We start from the raw sequence: 17,502 nt of genomic DNA, 5'->3' as shown, positions 1-17,502 counted from the left end.
AAAAGGGGGGGAAGGGGGATTTGCTCTTCGCCGCGATCTGCTGCGTCGCGTAAATCCCCCTCGGTCCCCCTTTTTCAAAGGGGGAGGAACAGCAGCGGCTCAGCCTACGTTGTAGAAAAACTGCTCATGCACGATCTTCCCATCGCGCACCTGGTACACGCAGATCTCCTTCATATCCATCCGGCCCATGCCCTTGTAGGTCGCATCGATCCCCATCGCCACGCTGAACCAGTCGCCCGCGACGATCGGATCGCCGACGCTGCCGCCGTGGATGGTTTCGATGCTTTCCTGCCATTTGCGGCCCTTTTCGCGGATCGCGTCCAGGCCTTTGACGTTGCCCGACGCGCCGCCGGGCGCGCCTTCCATTTCGATGCTGACCGCGTCCTGCGCGTACAGCTCGTCCTGGGCCTGTTCGTACTTGCCTTCGCGGCACAGCTCGACCAGGCGCTTGGCGATTTGTTCGGTGTTCATGGCCTATCTCCTTCGGTGGGGAGCCCAGCCTACGCCCGCTTCCTGACAACGTATTGTCAGCAGACCGGCGTCAGCGCCCTGCTTTAGGCGCCGCTGCGGTCTCCGCTACGAACTTGCGGAAAATCGCGGCAGCGGGCGCGGCGTGCGTCTCGAGCAGGAAATGCCCGCCATCGAGGACATGCGATTCCATCCGCGGCAGATCCTGCATCCACGACACCGTTTCGTCGATCTCGAAGAACGCGTCGTGGCGCCCCCACACCATCACCGCAGGCGGTTGCCTGCCGGCGAGGTACTCGGAGATTTCGCCGAACCGCGCGACGTACTTTCCATAGTCGAGGAGGAGCGCACGTTGGGTCTCCATCCGCCCGGGTAGCTGCATGATCCGCCAATCCTCTTCCCACACCTCCGGCGATATGCGCGCGGCCACGTCGGAGGGAACGCCTTCCACGTACTGTGCGCGCACGCCTTCGTAATTGAGGAACGTGAGGGAGGCCGCTTCGTTTTTTGCGTTCGGATGCGCCCAATAAGTGAGCGTGTCGGCCCATTGCGGCCCGAAGCCGGAGCGATGCGCGTTAGCGTTCTGCACGATCAGGCCAAGCACGGCGTCGGGTTCCTTCATCGCCACGTGCAGGCCGACCGGCGCCCCCCAATCGTGCAGATAGACGTGACGCGGCCCGACGTTCAAGTGCGCGAGCAGTTCGAAGACCGCTTCGCCGAAGGCATCGAACGAGGGCTGTTCCAAAGGTTCGGACGCACCGTAGCCGGGCAGGTCGGGCGCGATCACATGGGCGACTTCCGCCAGTGCGGGAATCACGTCGCGGAACGTGTCCGCCGAGCTGGCGAAGCCGTGCATCAGGAGCACGGCGGGAGCGGCGGGATCGCCGGCCGACACGAAGGCGAGCTTCGTGCCGCCGGACAAGCGCAAGTGCTTGCGGGGCGCGGCATCCATCTGGCCTCCACGGCTGTATCCGCCGGAACGATGGGGCCGTACCATGTATCGCAGCGGACGTCGCGGCGCGGTGATGGCGCCACAAAAGCTGACGTCCGCCCCGCGCCCGCCTTAAACTGCGCGCACGGGCCTATAGCTCAATGGTTAGAGCAGAGGACTCATAATCCTTTGGTTCCAGGTTCGAGTCCTGGTGGGCCCACCAACCATGTCGCATGCGCGATCCAATAAAGTTTGGCCGCTTTGGCCAACTTTTCTGAAGCGGCAACCATAAGTTGACCTGTCCAGGGAGGCTGATAACCCGCCCTCGGAGCTGGTTAAGGTCCACGGGCTGAGCCGTTGCCAGCCAAGACGCTTGAGACCCGGCCGCCCTCGGCCAAAAGCAGTCATCAGTCGTGACTTTCCGTGTCGTGCACGCGATGCTCGGTATTGCATTTAAATAGGATTTCTTTCCAGGGGGGACGATCGCTGGGCCCGGCCGCTAAACCGAGCCGGCCGCGCTACAGTCGGCCTAGAAGTTGGGATTTAAAGAAGAACTCGGAGCTAGAGGGATTCCTGCTCAGGCTGTTTAAGAAAACTATCTGTCCTTCACGGTCGGCCTCGACACGGGCGTCGCATCCAGAGGATCGTGTCTTCCTGGAGGGTGCGCCGGCCGCTCGCTCAGATCGGCTACCCCACCGACGGCATTCTGCTGACACCGGGCGACTCAAGCTGGTTCACGAGACAAATCGGCCTTGGCGAACGGGCCGCGTATGTCAACCTCTCTGACCGAGGTAGGCTTTTCTACAGCAACCACGTTCTAGGTAAAAATGTATTTGTTCCGGATTCACATGCTCGCTGGGCGGAGTTAAGGTCAAGCGGTGTTTTTCTTGCCGGGGCCGCTTGCGGACGCTGCAAATTGGGTTAACTATTCGTGAGTAGATCTCAGGTGCAAAGCCCGATATGGCGAACGGCCACGACAACGTGCTCAGCGTGACGTTGCAGGACGATCAGCCGCGCATCGAAGCCGGAGGCTTCGACGGCTTCCTGCGCGACGAGTATCGTGGCCTGGTGCAATTCCTGCGCCGACGCACGGCTACAGAGCAGGATGCCGAAGATGCGGCGCAGGAAAGCCTGACCCGGCTGTTGCGCTACAAGGAGTCCGAGCCGGCTTCGGCATGGAAACCGCTGCTGTACCGCATCGCGACCAACGTCGCCAACGACCAGTCGCGCATAGTGGTAACGCACCGGACAGACAAGCACGTATCGCTGGAGAACCAAGAGGTCGCCGCCGAGGCACCCACGCCAGAGCAGCAGGCGGTGCGCGATCAAGAGATCGCCCGGCTTACCCGGGCCATCCTGCAACTACCGCCCAAGTGCCAGAGGGTCTACCTGCTCAAGAGGATGCATGATCTCAGTAGGGCGCAGATCGCTAAGCGCTGTGGCATTTCTGTGAAGATGGTCGAAAAGCACCTCGCCACGGCGCTCGTTCAACTGCGGCGCAGGGTAGGCGATGAAGCCTCGGGCGCGTTTTAGATGAGAATGAGCAGGAATGTAGGTACGGAGGCCGGCAAAGGCTCTCATGGCGAGGCCGAAAGCTGGTTCGTACGGTTGCTGGAACCCGATTGCCCGGCCGAGGAACGTGCCGCTTTCGAAAGCTGGCGTGCTGCGGATCCGGGGCATGCCGCTGCTTATGATGAAGTAGAGCGTCTCTGGAACCGAAGCGAACAAGCCGTCAAGGACCCCGCCGTCGTGGCGGCAGCAATGCGGGCGCTGCGGCATACCGAGTCGGAGCACGGCGCATTTCGATGCTGGTTTCTGCCGACGGCAGCCATGGCCGCAATGGCTCTGATCGCTGTTGTGATCGTGCCCCGCTGGATTCCGGATGCTGGTCCGCCGGTCGGTACCCGCTACGCCACAGTCGCCGGCGAACAGCGCAACCTCATGCTGGAAGATGGGTCATCTGTGGTGCTTGATACCGCCACGGTACTAGTGGAGCGCTATAGCGACGGTCAACGGCGTGTAGACCTGCAGAAAGGGCAGGCGCAGTTTCAAGTACGGGGCAATCCCAACAGACCGTTTGTCGTGCATGTACAAGGTGGCACCGTCACCGCCATCGGCACCCGATTCCAGGTGCGCGTCGACGCTGCCAGGACAGCCGTGACGCTGCTCGAAGGCAAGCTGAGGGTCGCTACCGAGCCGCAGCATGGCGCAGATTCCCGTACGGCTGCGCTTATCGCCGGACAGCGGCTGACGTTCAATCGCACCGGCGCGATCGGCGCTGTGCAGGCGGCAGACTTGAAAGCTGCGCAAGGTTGGACCGAAGGCAAACTGTTCGTCGATAACTGGATGTTGGAAGACCTTCTTGTCGAGATGAACCGCTACACAGACACACAGCTTCGCATTGGGGATCCCTCGCTACGCACCATCCCCATTAGCGGCATCTTTCGTACGGGCGATCCGGAGACACTGACACTGGTGCTGCAGCAAGGCTGGCCTATCCGGGCGAAGCGCATCTCCGCGAGCGAAGTCGTTTTGATCAGGGAATAGTCACTTCCCGGACATCTGCAATACCGTGTCCTCCGCTGTGCCGCCAGTGCAGGTGCCCGCCGAAGACCACGTGCATCCTGTAGCCTCTCCATAAAAAGGTGAGCGGACTCCGGCGCAATCCAGCGCCAGGTAGGCTTTACCTCCAGGTTCCCGTTACAGGTGAATGACACGGCCGCGAGAATTGCATTGATATCTCGTGATCGCCGATGCCGTTCATCCACTGGTTCTGGAGGAAGACACGTGAATGCAAGCGTTCTGCGCAAGGGGAAGCGTGCCAACCAAGCAGCGATCTGCAGGCTCAGCGAATCGCGGCGTAACGCGATCGCAATAGCGCTGGCAACCGCATTGGTGGGAGTGGGCGCGATCGTAACAACGCCGCCCGCTCTGGCGCAGCAATCGGTTGCGCAGGGCAAACAATATTCAATTCCTGCAGGTAGCCTGCGGGAAGCGCTTGATACCTTGGCCTCGCAAGGTGACCTATCTATCGTCTACCCGCCAGAACTGGTCGCGGGAAAAACCACGCTTGGATTGTCGGGGCATTTCGCATCCATCGAGGCGTTGCGAAGGTTGCTCGAAGGGTCCGGGCTAACGTGGGAATCGATCAACGCATCTACTGTTGTGCTGAAAAAGGCTTCGAATCCATCGCCAAAACGGGCTCCCGCGGCGAAGTCTGCCAGCTCCAGCCAGAAACAGAATCCAGACGAAATGACGACCTTGCCGGAGGTGCTGGTTAGCGGCGAGCGCGGGTTTTCGCTGAACGCGGATATCCCGCGGACGCGCGACGACGTGCTGCCGTATGTGGTGTTCGACAGGGATCGTATCGAGCAGTCCGGAGCAGCAAACCTCGATGATTTCCTCAAGCAACGGCTGACGATGAACGCGCAGCAGGGGTCATTTAGCCAGGGCGTAGATTTTGGCAATCGAAGCCGCGTCAACCTGCGCGGGTTAGGCGCCAACCAGACACTGATACTGATCGATGGTCGCCGGACATCGAACTCGGATCTTGGGGGAACGCTGCTGCAACAGGATCTGAATGGCATACCCCTGGATGCGGTGGAGAGAATCGAGATTCTGCCGGCAACGGCTGGCGGCATCTATGGCGGTGACGCGACAGGAGGCGTGGTAAACGTCATTCTGCGACGTGATTACCAAGGCGTTGAACTGCGGGCGGGTTACGACAGTTCGTTCAGCGCGAGCGATGCAAAGCGGAAGCTAGATCTCCGCGCGGGATTCAATCTGGAGAGCGGCAAGACCAAGGTGTTGATCGCCGGCACGTTATCGGACGCCGAGCCGCTCCTTTTGGAGGACAGGCAGTTCGTCCGGCGATACCGCGATGAAGCGTTCGCCAACAGACCGGATCTATGGCTGCCGCCGACGGCGCCTCCTCTGGGCGCTACGACCAACATCTGCAGCGCCACCGTGTATTTTCCGGGCTATGCAGAATGCAATGCAACGCCTCTCGTCCTTGACGACGGAACGCCGCTGAATTCACCTATTACCCATGTTCCCAGTGGATACCCGGGAACGGGAGCAGGCACCGGCGCATTGGTGGCTAATGCGGGTAGCTACAACTTCGACCTAGCCAACTCCTCGCAAACCGGAGGCGGGAGAACGGCCTTGCTCAATAATCCAACCCTTCAATCGCTCAATCTCACCATCCATCGGGAATTCGGTCCGAAGGTACGAGCCTTTTTTGAGGGCATGGCCTCCAACAACATAGGGCACTTTACTTCGAGCTTCGTCAGCAGCGCGTACTCGCTGGCGGCCGACGCTCCCAATAACCCGTTTCAACAGCCGATCCAGGTCAGCGTGCCTTTGCCCATGCAGGATTCCCAGTGGCGGGTGGAAACCACCGATCGCCGGCTGGTTGCCGGCGTGATCGCGGAGCTGCCGAAGGATTGGCGCGCCGAGATGGATTACATCTGGAGCCGGACGCGCAACACGCAGACGATAAATGGCGCTATTCGTTCTTCCGCACAAGACTTTATTTTTCCAGCGCTGGAGAACGATCCTGCCTTCAATCCCATTCGGGATACCAATCTCTATGCGATCGACCTGTCGCCGTACATGACGACCATGTATGAAGGTCCGTTTGAAACCACCACCAAGGACGTTACGCTTCTGCTAGGCGGTCCCATAGGGTCCCTGCCGGCGGGCAGACCCACCCTCAGTGTCCGACTGGAGCACAGGGACGAGTCGTTCGGCGGCGGCACCAGCAAGGATCTGGCCAACGACTTCGGAATTGAGTATCCGGGTAAGTCCCAGTCGGTGACCAGCATGTACGGCGAGGTCAGGGTGCCATTGGTCTCGGCAAAGAACCGTCTCAAGTTCACCGAAGAATTGGAGCTCCAGTTGTCGGTTCGGCGCGACGACTACACCGTCCATGGGGCGCCCAACTACCGCATCAATTTCCCGGGCATAGAACAACCCGCGCCGGTCGATAACAAGCTGCATTCGATCAATCCGACGGTAGGGTTTCGCTGGCAACCTATCGAGGACGTGGCATTTCGCGCAAGCTACGGCACAGGCTTTCTCCCGCCTAATGTGACTCAGCTGGTGCCGGAAGCGTTTCGTGGGACCATCCCATCGACTTTGCTTGACCCACGTCGCGGCAATCTGCCGATCAACGTGGATATTCAAAATGCCGTCCTGTACGGCGGCAATCCGAACTTGCAGCCCGAAGAGTCGAAGACTCGATCGATGGGCCTCATCCTGACCCCGCGTTTTCTGCCTGCTTTGCGCCTTTCACTGGACTACATCCGCATCCAGAAAGAGGGAAACATCGCAAATCATCCCCAGGACATCCAAGGCCTGGTGAACGACGAGCAGCTCTTTCCAGGGCGGGTCGTGCGCGGTCCGAAACTGCCGGGTGATCCTGAAGGATGGGCGGGGCCGATCACGTTCATCGATCAGACGTTGCTCAACATCGCGCTGGCAGAAGTCGAGGCATACGACATGCAACTCGACTATCGCTATGAGACGGACCGAATGGGGACGTTCGATTTCGCAGCACTGGTGACTTGGCAGCCGCACTTGCAAACTCAAACGAAAGCGGGCCAGCCCATCGTTGACAACGTGGGGTTCCGCGGCGGGGTGCTCGAATACAAGGCCAATGCTGGCCTGGTATGGAATCGCCGAGGATGGACAATGGGGTGGAACAGCCGATATTTCGATTCATACAGGATATACGGACCGACCTCCTCGGCAACCACGATCGCCAACAACATCGCCACGCAAGGCGCCTGGCGTGTACCCAGCCAGATATACCACGACGCGTTCGCTACTTACCGGTTCGGCGGCACCGGTTCTGCCTCATTGGGGGCAAGATTGTTCAATGGCAGCGAGATCACCCTCGGCATTCGGAATGTCTTCAACAAGCAGCCGCCCAGAGATCTGCAGTCCTACAGCACCTATGGCGACCCGAGACTGGCGAGCTACTACTTGAGCTTCAAGCAAAGTTTCTAGCGTGCCAGTCATCAAGCAGCCATCACCATGCCCGACCGGTCCGGCTTCGGGCCAAGGATCGACTCCACCGTAGCGGGCCACATTTTTTGTGGGGAAGACGAATGGGTTTTCGTTCAGCGGCCGCGCACTGGTGCATCGCGGCTCTTGTAGCACTTTATGCTGACGAAGCTTCGAGCTCGCCTGGCGTAGATAAGGTGATCGATCCTAAGGCGTATGAAAAGATTCTCTCGGAGGCCGAGTCTGATGATGGAGTTTTCACCGTACATCGGGTGGCAGACCAGATCTTTTACGAGATTCCAGAGCGGGAGCTAGGCCGTGATTTCCTATGGGTTAGCCGGATCGCGAAGGTTCCCCTGGATGTCGATGATGGATATGGCGGCCGCCTATCAGGCACGAGGGTTGTGCGATGGGAGCGACACGGTAACCGCCTGCTGCTGCGCGAGACAATCCATGGCATAACCGCTGACCCAGCGCTGCCCGTAGCCGATGCCGTCGAGGCGGCAAATTTCTCGCCGATCATCATGTCCTTCAATATAGAAACGATCGGGAAAAAGAATGCGCCGGTCGCGAACGTGACACGACTGTTTGTTACCGAGGTGCCAGAGTTCAGCGTGCGCTCGAAGGTGGGTCGGGCTCAAGACATGGACCCGGAGCGTTCGTTCGTGGAAAGCGTCAAGTCGTTCCCAGAGAATGTCGAGGTTGAGGCGGTCAACACTTATTCGGTCCCGCCGGACCCATCTGTAGCGGTGTCGCCTGCGCCTCCACGGATGCCGCCGATCAGCGGAAGCGTGCTGATGCATCACAGCATGGTGAAGCTGCCGGAAACGCCCATGAAGCCGCGCTTGTTCGACGATCGGGTGGGCTTCGATTCCGTCGGGACGATCGACTACGGCATGGAAGATCACCGCGTTACCAGACGGAAGTTCATAACACGCTTTCGTCTGGAGAAGAAGGATCCCGGTAGCGCGCTGTCCGATCCGGTGAAGCCGATCGTGTACTGGATCGATCGAGCAACGCCCAGAAAATGGGTGCCATACGTGAAGCAGGGCGTGGAAGAATGGCGGCCAGCCTTGGAGGCCGCCGGCTTTACCAACGCCATTTTTGCAGAGGAGGCGCCTAGCGCCGAGGAGAACCCCGATTGGAGTGCGAACGACGCACGACACTCAATGATCCATTGGGCACCGACTTTGGGTGGAGACATACTCGGCTTGCACGTCAATGACCCGCGTACGGGCGAAACCATCTCAGCCGATATCCAAATACACCAGCACGTCCTGGGTTGGCTGCAGAACATGTACTTCGTGCAGGCGGCTCCTCTTGATTCGCGTGCGCGCAAGTTGCCGTTGTCGGACGAGTTGGTAGGCAGCCTGCTCCGTTACATCGTGGCGCACGAGGTCGGCCACTCGCTGGGCTTGGAGCACAACATGAAAGCGAGCGCGTTATATCCGGCCGCCAAGGTGCGCGATCCAAAATGGGTGGCCGCCATGGGCCACGTCGCTAGCGTGATGGACTATTCGCGGATGAACTATGTCGCCCAACCTGAGGATGGCATCCCGGTGGAGGACCTGATTCCCAGGGTCGGTCCGTACGACAGATGGGCAGTGAGGTGGGGCTATGCTGAGATTCCCGATGCTCCGACACCGGATGACGAGAGAGCGACCCTCGATACCTGGGCGCGCGAACAGGACCAGGTACCGTGGTACAGGTTCTCTAACGTCAGCTCCTTTGGAGAGGTGGAAGAGCAAAGCGAAGCGGTCGGCGACGCCGACGCCGTCGAAAGTACCAGGCTGGGCTTGAAAAACCTTGAGCGCGTGGCCGGATACTTGCTTCCAGCGGTGGAAGGACGCGCAGGAGAATCCTACGATGAACTAAAAGGGTTGTATGACACGATGATGGGGCAGTGGAAGGTCGAAATGGGACATGTGGTGAATATCGTCGGCGGGTTCCATTCTCAGCAGAAGCATATAGGGCAGGAGGGCGTTCGATTCACACCGGTGTCGCGCGAGCGGCAGGCCGAAGCCGTAGCGTTTCTGAACGAACATGCGTTCATGGTCCCCGGGTTCGCGATTCGCCCCCAGATCCTTCGTCGAATCGGGCCGGACGACGCGCTAGCGCGCATCCGCTCCCATCAACGCGATGTGCTGAGAATGCTCCTTGACGCATCGAGGTTGAATCGAATGATGGAACAGGAGGCGATGGGCGGCGGCCAAGCCTATCAACTCACTGATTTCCTCGGCGATGTTCGTCGAGGTATCTGGAAAGAGCTGGCGGAGTCCCGGGTGCATATCGATGCTTATCGCCGCAACCTGCAGCGCGCCTACCTGGAGCTGTTGTGCGAGCGGATGAGCTCGTCGGAAGTGGCGGACGACTCGCGTGCGCTCCTGCGCGGTGAACTGGTAGCGCTAGACGTGCAGATCGTGAAAGCCCTCCCCAAATCCGCCGACACGAGAACACGCCTTCACCTGCTCGACATGCGGGTGCAGATAGCTCAGGCCACACACCAGCGCCACGAACGAACACGTCCACGCACCTCGAACTAGCTCGAGCATCGTAATTGGTTGATTTCTCGGATAAGAAATCTTCAACCGTATGTATCCGGTGCCTACGCACTGTCAGCTGTTCGTTCGTGCAGGTAGGGAATCCGCCTTCTAACCCGTTTAGGAAATTACCAGTGGTCGCCCACCCCCGGCGACACTTGGTGAAGCCAAAGGACGTGCCCTCGATGCCCCTCTTCCCCGGCTTGGCCGGGGGATTTTTTTGCCTCGTTCGGTGCGACGCAGGTTCTGCATAGTGCTGGTCGCGGCCGGAGCTTACTGCCGCGGCCGGATCGGCATGCGATAGGGGCGCTTGTCGCGCCGAGCCGTTCGTATCGAGCTGGAGCTGCGCGATGGAAGCCAGGGTGCTTACGGAGTTCGAGGCGGGCGCCTATCGCCTGATGAGGCTGCGGTCGGTGAAAGAACTGCCTAGCCTGGCCAGCCCTGAGATTCTGCGTGAACTGACGGTGTTCGCAGAACGCACGGCGGGTCTGTTATCCACGTACGCTTCGCAAGGCACGCGGGTGTGGGGCGTCTTTGACGATGTCTCGCTGGCGGGCGTGGTTGCGGTCACGCGCCAGTTGGCTCAGGAAAAGCCAAAATGGCTGTCATTGTGGGGCCTCTATGTACGGCCTGGATACCGTGGTACGCCAGCATCGCGAGTCATGATGGAAGCAGTTATCGCGTGGTGCGGCCGGCAGCCAGGTGAGCCGAAATTGTGCACACGGTTTCCACGCGACAATGTCCGCGCGCATCAGTTATTCGATCGCTATGGATTCGTAGAAATTCAGGAGCAGATGAGCCGGGCGCCGACTACCGGCCAGATTCAGACGATGGTGATCATGAGCCGTGGGCTCTGAAGGCACGCCCGCGCGCGGTTTCTAGATCTCCAGGATGAGCTTCTGGTTCTCAGAGCAGGAACGGCACGCTTTGGGGTGGGCCCAGTTGGAAATGAGGTAGGCGAAACGCCCCTCATCCCGTCTTATTGCAGACCACACCCGGGATCAGGCTGCGCCCAGCATCGCGTGCAACCGGGAACCGTTGATGCCCTTGCAAACCTGACGCAAGCGGCGAAGGCTAGCAAGGAGTACCGATGGCAGACGTGTCCCGGAGAGAGAACCAAAGTCAGATGTCGTTTCGGATCAGAGCTGCGTGGCCGCTGATGGTTCTGGCGCTGGTGGGCTCGTCTCCAGGCTGCTCCCCGGCAACAGCAAAAGCCGGCGTATCGCAAGATTTCCATAAGGTGCGCTCCGTCGGAGACATTGAAGAGTACCGCCTGCAAACCAATGGGTTGACGATACTGTTGGCTCGCGATGCGTCCGCTCCCGTAGTCAGCTTCAACATCACCTATCGGGTAGGTTCGCGCAATGAGGTTACCGGTACCACTGGCGCGGCCCATCTGCTTGAACATCTGATGTTCAAGGGCAGCAATCAGCACAACAAACCCGATGGTACAAGCCTAGACCAATATTTGGAGCGCGTCGGTGCAGGCTACAACGCAAGCACCTCGCCGGATCGAACCAATTACTACGCTACTCTCGGGCACGATCATCTGGATGGCTATATAGCCATTGAAGCCGACCGCATGCGCCATCTGTGGTTGCGCGAGGAAGACCGCAGCGCCGAGATGGCCGTGGTGCGCAACGAGTTCGAACGCGGCAAGAACGATCCTGGCACGTTGTTGTGGGAAGAGGTCATGGCCGCTACCTATCAGGCCTCGCCATACCATCATCCGACCATTGGATGGAGGAGCGATATAGAGCAGATACCGATAGAGAAAATCCGCGCCTTCTACGATACCTATTACTGGCCCAACAATGCGACCGTGATCGTGGTCGGCGATTTCGAGACTGAGGACGTGTTGTACACGATCGGAAAGCACTATGGCGCTTACCCAAGATCGCCGCAACCTATCCCGAAGATCTATACCGAGGAGCCGGAACAGAGCGGTGCACGTCGAGTGACCGTCAAGCGACCGGGCCAATTGGGCAGCCTAATGATCGTCCACAAGGTGCCCGATGCCAGGAACGACGACCACGCCGCGTTGACCGTGCTCGACGGCATTCTTGGTGCCGGGAAGAGCGCGCGCTTGTATCGTGCGCTCGTCGATACAGGGCTCGCGCTGAACGTCTGGTCGGACACCTTCGGCCTGCATGACTCATCGGTGCATATCCTCGGTGCCGAATTGGCGCCTGGTGCGACCCACGAACAAGTTGAACGGATACTTTTGGCGGAGGTAGAGAAGATCAAGCGTGACGGCGTAACCGCCGCCGAAGTAGACAGGGTTAAACAGCAGACCTTGGCCAAGGAAGCCTACCGTCGTGACGGTACCGCAGGTGTTGCTGCCGTGCTGAGCGAATACACGGCAGTCGGCGACTGGACGCTTTATCGGCGGTTGCCTTCGCAAATCGCCAAGGTGACGTCCGCCGACGTACAGCGCATGGCGAAGAACTGGCTCGATGAAGACCGGGGCACCACAGGCTGGTATGTGCCGAAGCCGAATAAAGAGATCGGCTCGTGACCACCATCTTCTGCGCGTCTGCTGGCATGGAAGGTTTCTGGCGAAAACGGAGAGGCGGAAGCTATCGGATTCCCATTCCAGCGCAGGTTTTTATGAGATATGAAACCAGCAAGCAGAAAGCCAGCTCGTTTCTGCGCAATACAATCGCCGATCCAGCCGCCAAGGTATTCGTCCTGATTGCGTTGTCCTTCGCCTCGCCGGCGCAGGCGGTTATCGCCGATCAGGTAGAACGCATGTCGGTGGCAGGCGTCGATTTGATCGTTTATCCGACCGCGGTAAAGCAGGTCGTGACCATCCGCGGGGCGCTGCCGGCGGGCGACGCATTCGCGGGGCAAGGGAACTTGGCTGTGCCCACATTGACGGGAATGATGCTGGACCACGGGACGATGAAGCGAGACAAGTACGCCATCGCCGAGCTGTTGGAGGATGTGGGCGCCAGCGTAACGTTCAATGTCGATGGGCAGACGCTCGGGATCCAGGCGAAATCCCTGAAGAAAGATCTACCCGTGGTGATCAGCTTGATCGCTGAACAATTACGCGCTCCGGCATTCAGCCCCGTCGAATTCGAACTAGTCCGCAAGCAGTTCATCGGCGCCATGAAAGGCCAAGTCGAGAATGTCGGCTATCGGACCAGTGAGGCTTTCAGTCGCGCTGTGTTCCCAGTCGGACATCCGAACCGATCGCCGTCGCTCGAAGAATTGATCGCGGCGGCACAAAGCGTGACCATGGCCGAGGTCAAAGCGTTCCACCGCCAGCACTATGGCCCGTTGCACATGACGCTGGTCGTGGTGGGCGATGTCGACGCGATACAGGTCAAACGCGAAGTCGCGCGTGGCTTCAAAGGTTGGCAAGGCGGCGTGGATTATCTGGTGGCGACCGACGCGCCAGCTCCGTTATCGGCAGGCGAGGAGGCGGTCCGCCTGGCCGAGAAGACTAGCGTTTCCATCCTGCTGGGCCAGCCAACGGGTCTGCGCTACCGCGATACCGACGCACTGGCGTTGCGTGTGGGCACGGCGATCCTGGGCAGCGGCTTCACAGGCCGTCTGATGGCCACCATTCGCGATAAGGAGGGAATGACTTACGGCATCAACGCTCGGATGTCCGACGATACCTTCAATGACGGCAGTTGGACAATCTCGGCGACGTTCGCTCCACAGATGCTCGAGGATGGCGTTGAATCGGCGCGCCGGGAGCTGCTGAGATGGTGGTCGGCAGGCGTAACCCAGAAAGAGCTCGACGATCGGAAGCAGAACCTGATCGGATCGTTTCAGGTTGGTTTGGCGACAACCCGAGGCATCGCCGACACGTTGTTGCAGACGGTGCTGCGGGGTTACGACATCGGCTGGTTGGACCGGTATCCGGAGGCAGTCGCAGCCCTGACACGGGAACAAGTAAACGCCGCGATCCGCGAGCACCTGGATCCGCACAAGATGATCCTGGTCAAGGCCGGCACCTTGCCGGAGAAAGCGTTGATGCCCGCGGAATAATGCTCTGCGCATACCGATTGCGATCGAACTGCAATAAGGAGGGTGGCCATGGACAGACCTGTCATACGAATTCTGCTGCGACGTGCACTCCGCCGTGCGACATTCGCGGCACTTATCCTGCTCAGTTTCCCCAGCACGGCGGGCATGGATAAGAAATGGGATATCTATCGCCAGGCCTTTGATGCCTATGTCCAGCAGCAAGGCATCGTCGGCGCTAGCACCATACTCGTACACGATGGCCGCCTTGTTTTTCAATACAATTTCGGCTTGGCCGACCATGAGCGCGGCCAAGCGGTAGATGGCAACACGATCTTCCACTACGGTTCGATCACCAAGACCTTGACCGCGATCACTTTGTTGCAACTGCGCGATCGAGGGAAGTTGTCGCTCGATGATCCTGTTACGCATTACCTGCCGGAAGTGCGTCGGCTGCACAATCCGTATGGCTCGCCGGACGACATCACTCTGCGGATGCTACTGGAGCACTCCTCCGGCCTGCAGAACGCCACTTGGCCGTGGAAACAAGGACAGCCGTGGGAACCGTTCGAGCCGATGGCCTGGGAGCAGCTGGTGGCGATGCTGCCATACCAGCAGCTCGCTTTCGCCCCAGGCTCGCGCTATAGCTACTCAAATCCGGCATGGATCTACTTGGCACGCGTGGTGGAAGTCGTTACCGGCGATCCTTGGCTGAATTATGTCAACAAGAACCTGTTCGCGCCGTTGGGCATGACCCGCAGCTATTTCGGTGTTACGCCGTACTACCTGGCCGATCATCGTTCGAACAACTACACAGCCCTGAGCGCTGCGGCAGGCGGTTCATGGTTGCGTGCCAACGGTCGAGACTTCGATCCAGGCATCACCAATCCCAATAGTGGCTGGAACGCGCCGTTGCGGGATGTAGCGCGGTATATGGCATTCCTTGGTTACGTCGCCAGCGACGATCCGCAGCATCGCCGCTCCTATCGGTCAGTGCTGGCGCACGAAACGCTGCATGAGATGTGGCAACCTCGGCACAGGGTCTCTCAGGCAGAGGATACTGCGGAGTTTATGGGGCTTGGGTTCTTCGTACTGCCTCGTGGCAGGACAGTTTTCGTAGGCCATACCGGCAGCCAGAAAGGCTTTACATCTTTCCTGTTCATCAATCCCGCTACGGGCATCGGGATCGCCGCAGTCTTCAATACTCGTTGCGAGCCATGTGATCCCGAGACGTTCCGCAGGCTATGCGAAACTGCATTGGAGGCCATGCGATGATATCGCAGCCGATCTCTTACCCAGTCCGCGTGAAACTGATCGATGCTCCGACGCCGATCCACAAGATGGACCGACTCAGCCAGCGCTTGGGCGGACCTGAGCTCTACATTAAGCGCGATGACGGCATCGGTGCGGGCCAGGGCGGTAACAAGGCTCGCAAGCTCGAGTTCTTGATTGCAGAGGCGCTAGCGCGCGGCTGCGATCAGCTGGTCACCCTGGGTGGCCCGCAAAGTAACCATTGCCGCCAGACTGCGCTGTACGCGGCGCGGTACGGGTTGCGGTGCAGCCTGGTGCTGCGCGGAGAGCCACCCGCGACCAAGCTGGGGAATCTGCTCATCGACGAATTGCTCGGCGCAGATTTGCACTTCGCAGGTGCGCGCTCGCAGGCCGACGTGGTCGACGATCTGATGCGGGATATGTACGCTAAGGGGAACCGCCCTTACTTCCTCCCGTTGGGAGGGTCGACCGGCCTGGGCGCGCTCGGATACGTGCGTGCCATGGAGGAGACCTTGGCTCAGTTGCGGGAGCAAGAACTTGAGATGGACACCATGGTTCTGGCCAGTAGTAGCGCCGGTACGCAGGCCGGGTTGGCGCTTGGCGCTGCTTTATTCGGGTTTCGCGGCCGCGTACTGGGTATCAGCATAGACGCATCGGTCCAAGACTTGACTACCAAGGTGCGCGAGATCGCACTCGAGGCTGCTAGCTTGCTCGACTACCCGGTCGCTCACGATGCTCTGCGCATCGACATCAACGCGGACTACCTAGGGGGTGGTTACGCCGTTGTGGGGGCATTGGAACGCGATGCGATTCGAACTGTAGCCGGAACCGAAGGCTTGCTGCTTGATCCGGTCTATACCGGCCGTGCGATGGGTGGTCTATTTGATCTGATTGGTAAGCACGCCTTCGACAGGGAGCAACGGATTATGTTCTGGCATACCGGTGGCGCGTCGGCGCTCTCAGCGTTCGTGACAGGGCTCGTATGAATCTCGTCGCATGCTTGCGGCAGGTAATCCGGAATGGACGCGACTGGACATCGAGCATCTCGATCAGCAGCCAGGCATTCCGCTGGAAGATGCATAATCTGGAGCAACTGCGGAAACGAACCCGCGGAAGTTCGCCGAGCAAAGCCGATACATTGGCCACTCGACTGGATTCTGGCTCCGAATCAGACCAAACCCGCGGAAGTGAGGCTGGCCGCGGGTCGCGATTTCGGCGCCGTGACCATAGAATTCCCATGACTCAATGGGGTACATCGGCCTTTCGAAGACTGGTGGGCCCACCAACCATGTCGCACGCCCGATCTGGTGGATTGCGCGTCGTTCCGGGCGAGGAGTTGGAGCGATAGCATGCGTCTGCGCCACGTCGAAATCTTCCATGCGGTGCTGACGACCGGCAGCCTGACCGGCGCGGCGCGGATGCTGAACATCTCGCAGCCGGCCGCCAGCAAGGTGCTGCAGCATGCCGAACAGCAGCTCGGCTTCGCGCTGTTCAGCCGCGTGCGCGGGCGCCTGCAGCCGACTCCGGAGGCGTTGCTGCTGCGCCATCGCGCGGAGAAGATCGTGCAGGACATGCACGACCTGCAGCGCCTGACGGCGAACATCGGTCGGCCGGAGAGCCTGCCGTTGCGCGTCACCTGCACGCCGACGCTGGCGCATAGGCTGGTGCCGAAGGCGGCGACCCTGTTGCGCAAGGATTTTCCGGGGTCGACGGCCGAACTGTTCACCCAGCATTCGGCGCAGATGCGCGAGTCGCTGATGCTGCACGAGGCCGACATCGGCCTGACGCTGCAGGATGCGGGCCATCAGGGCCTGCGCCAGGAGGCGTTGTGCCAGGGCCGCATCATGCTCATCGCGCCGCCCGGCTGGTGGCCGGAGCGGGAATTGTCGCGGCCGGTGCCGATCGCCGCGTTGGCCGGACAACCGATGGTCGGCATCACCGTGCACGACGCGTTGGGCCGCATGCTGCAAAGCCATCTGCAGCAATTGGACCCTGCGCCCAGCGTCTCGGTCTGGGTGCAGACCTACCAGCTGGCGCGTGCGCTGGTGGCGCAAGGCCATGGCCTTGCGCTGGTCGATCCTTTCACGGCATGGCGCGACGATGGCGACAAGGTGCAGATGCGGCCGCTGAAACTGGAGCTGGACGTGACGCTGTATGTCGTCCACCGCATCGACAGTCCGTTGAATGCGGTGCAGAAGCGGTTCATCGCCCATGTGCGGCGGCTAGCGCAGAAAATGCTTTCTCACGCTTGATGCGGTGATAGGCATGCATGAGCTGCATGTCCTGTCGTATTCAATGTAC

The 17,502-nt window shown here is 60.0% G+C and carries 12 protein-coding genes and 1 tRNA gene; 11 read left to right on the top strand and 2 right to left on the bottom strand.

Translation table 11 applies throughout. The annotated features are described in order from the left end of the window. Positions 1-99: 99 nt before the first annotated feature. Together M2650_RS09905 and M2650_RS09900 are read right to left on the bottom strand one after the other, a co-directional pair. The gene (locus M2650_RS09905) at positions 100-471 is read right to left on the bottom strand and encodes a nuclear transport factor 2 family protein (protein ID WP_249473796.1); all 372 of its coding nucleotides are present in this window, start codon (positions 469-471) and stop codon (positions 100-102) included. Between the two features lie 70 nt (positions 472-541). Further along, the gene (locus M2650_RS09900; protein WP_249473795.1) at positions 542-1,420 is read right to left on the bottom strand and encodes an alpha/beta fold hydrolase; all 879 of its coding nucleotides are present in this window, start codon (positions 1,418-1,420) and stop codon (positions 542-544) included. A gap of 126 nt (positions 1,421-1,546) precedes the next feature. Here M2650_RS09900 and M2650_RS09895 point away from each other — a divergent pair. From M2650_RS09895 to M2650_RS09845, 11 genes are all read left to right on the top strand, one after another. Further along, positions 1,547-1,622 (top strand) — tRNA-Ile (locus tag M2650_RS09895). Positions 1,623-2,359: 737 nt separating this feature from the next. Beyond that, on the top strand, positions 2,360-2,932 hold the full coding sequence (locus M2650_RS09890; RefSeq protein ID WP_249473794.1) for an RNA polymerase sigma factor: 573 nt from the start codon (positions 2,360-2,362) through the stop codon (positions 2,930-2,932). Positions 2,933-2,938: 6 nt separating this feature from the next. Continuing rightward, on the top strand, positions 2,939-3,946 hold the full coding sequence (locus M2650_RS09885) for a FecR family protein (protein WP_249473792.1): 1,008 nt from the start codon (positions 2,939-2,941) through the stop codon (positions 3,944-3,946). A gap of 240 nt (positions 3,947-4,186) precedes the next feature. Further along, positions 4,187-7,411, top strand: a complete 3,225-nt coding sequence (locus M2650_RS09880; protein WP_249473791.1) for a TonB-dependent receptor — start codon at positions 4,187-4,189, stop codon at positions 7,409-7,411. Between the two features lie 194 nt (positions 7,412-7,605). Beyond that, positions 7,606-9,951 carry a zinc-dependent metalloprotease gene (locus M2650_RS09875; protein ID WP_249473790.1) on the top strand — a complete coding sequence of 782 codons (2,346 nt, stop codon included), beginning with the start codon at positions 7,606-7,608 and terminating at the stop codon, positions 9,949-9,951. Positions 9,952-10,298: 347 nt separating this feature from the next. Next, positions 10,299-10,805 (top strand): GNAT family N-acetyltransferase, encoded by a 507-nt coding sequence (locus tag M2650_RS09870; protein ID WP_249473789.1) that lies wholly within the window; start codon positions 10,299-10,301, stop codon positions 10,803-10,805. A 233-nt stretch (positions 10,806-11,038) separates the two neighbouring features. Then, complete coding sequence (locus M2650_RS09865) at positions 11,039-12,466, top strand: M16 family metallopeptidase (RefSeq protein ID WP_249473787.1); 1,428 nt, start codon at positions 11,039-11,041, stop codon at positions 12,464-12,466. Further along, on the top strand, positions 12,463-13,953 hold the full coding sequence (locus M2650_RS09860; RefSeq protein ID WP_249473785.1) for a M16 family metallopeptidase: 1,491 nt from the start codon (positions 12,463-12,465) through the stop codon (positions 13,951-13,953). The genes M2650_RS09865 and M2650_RS09860 overlap by 4 nt, the downstream gene beginning before the upstream one ends. A gap of 48 nt (positions 13,954-14,001) precedes the next feature. Continuing rightward, positions 14,002-15,204, top strand: a complete 1,203-nt coding sequence (locus tag M2650_RS09855) for a serine hydrolase domain-containing protein (RefSeq protein WP_249473783.1) — start codon at positions 14,002-14,004, stop codon at positions 15,202-15,204. Positions 15,205-15,233: 29 nt separating this feature from the next. Continuing rightward, on the top strand, positions 15,234-16,187 hold the full coding sequence (locus tag M2650_RS09850; protein ID WP_249473781.1) for a D-cysteine desulfhydrase family protein: 954 nt from the start codon (positions 15,234-15,236) through the stop codon (positions 16,185-16,187). A gap of 363 nt (positions 16,188-16,550) precedes the next feature. After that, entirely contained in the window at positions 16,551-17,453 is a 903-nt protein-coding gene (locus tag M2650_RS09845) for a LysR family transcriptional regulator (protein ID WP_249473780.1), read from the top strand. The last annotated feature ends 49 nt before the right edge of the window (positions 17,454-17,502 follow it).

The sequence above is a fragment of the Luteimonas galliterrae genome (assembly GCF_023374055.1).
In the GTDB taxonomy this organism is placed as follows: domain Bacteria; phylum Pseudomonadota; class Gammaproteobacteria; order Xanthomonadales; family Xanthomonadaceae; genus Luteimonas_C; species Luteimonas_C galliterrae.
This window is presented reverse-complemented; position numbering and strand designations above follow the sequence as displayed.

What these genes read in the sequence shown, in the direction of transcription:
- M2650_RS09905 (WP_249473796.1), bottom strand. Translation starts at nt 471, where the DNA reads ATGAACACCGAACAAATCGCCAAGCGCCTGGTCGAGCTGTGCCGCGAA.
- M2650_RS09900 (WP_249473795.1), bottom strand. Translation starts at nt 1,420, where the DNA reads ATGGATGCCGCGCCCCGCAAGCACTTGCGCTTGTCCGGCGGCACGAAG.
- M2650_RS09890 (WP_249473794.1), top strand. Translation starts at nt 2,360, where the DNA reads ATGGCGAACGGCCACGACAACGTGCTCAGCGTGACGTTGCAGGACGAT.
- M2650_RS09885 (WP_249473792.1), top strand. Translation starts at nt 2,939, where the DNA reads ATGAGCAGGAATGTAGGTACGGAGGCCGGCAAAGGCTCTCATGGCGAG.
- M2650_RS09870 (WP_249473789.1), top strand. Translation starts at nt 10,299, where the DNA reads ATGGAAGCCAGGGTGCTTACGGAGTTCGAGGCGGGCGCCTATCGCCTG.
- M2650_RS09865 (WP_249473787.1), top strand. Translation starts at nt 11,039, where the DNA reads ATGGCAGACGTGTCCCGGAGAGAGAACCAAAGTCAGATGTCGTTTCGG.
- M2650_RS09855 (WP_249473783.1), top strand. Translation starts at nt 14,002, where the DNA reads ATGGACAGACCTGTCATACGAATTCTGCTGCGACGTGCACTCCGCCGT.
- M2650_RS09845 (WP_249473780.1), top strand. Translation starts at nt 16,551, where the DNA reads ATGCGTCTGCGCCACGTCGAAATCTTCCATGCGGTGCTGACGACCGGC.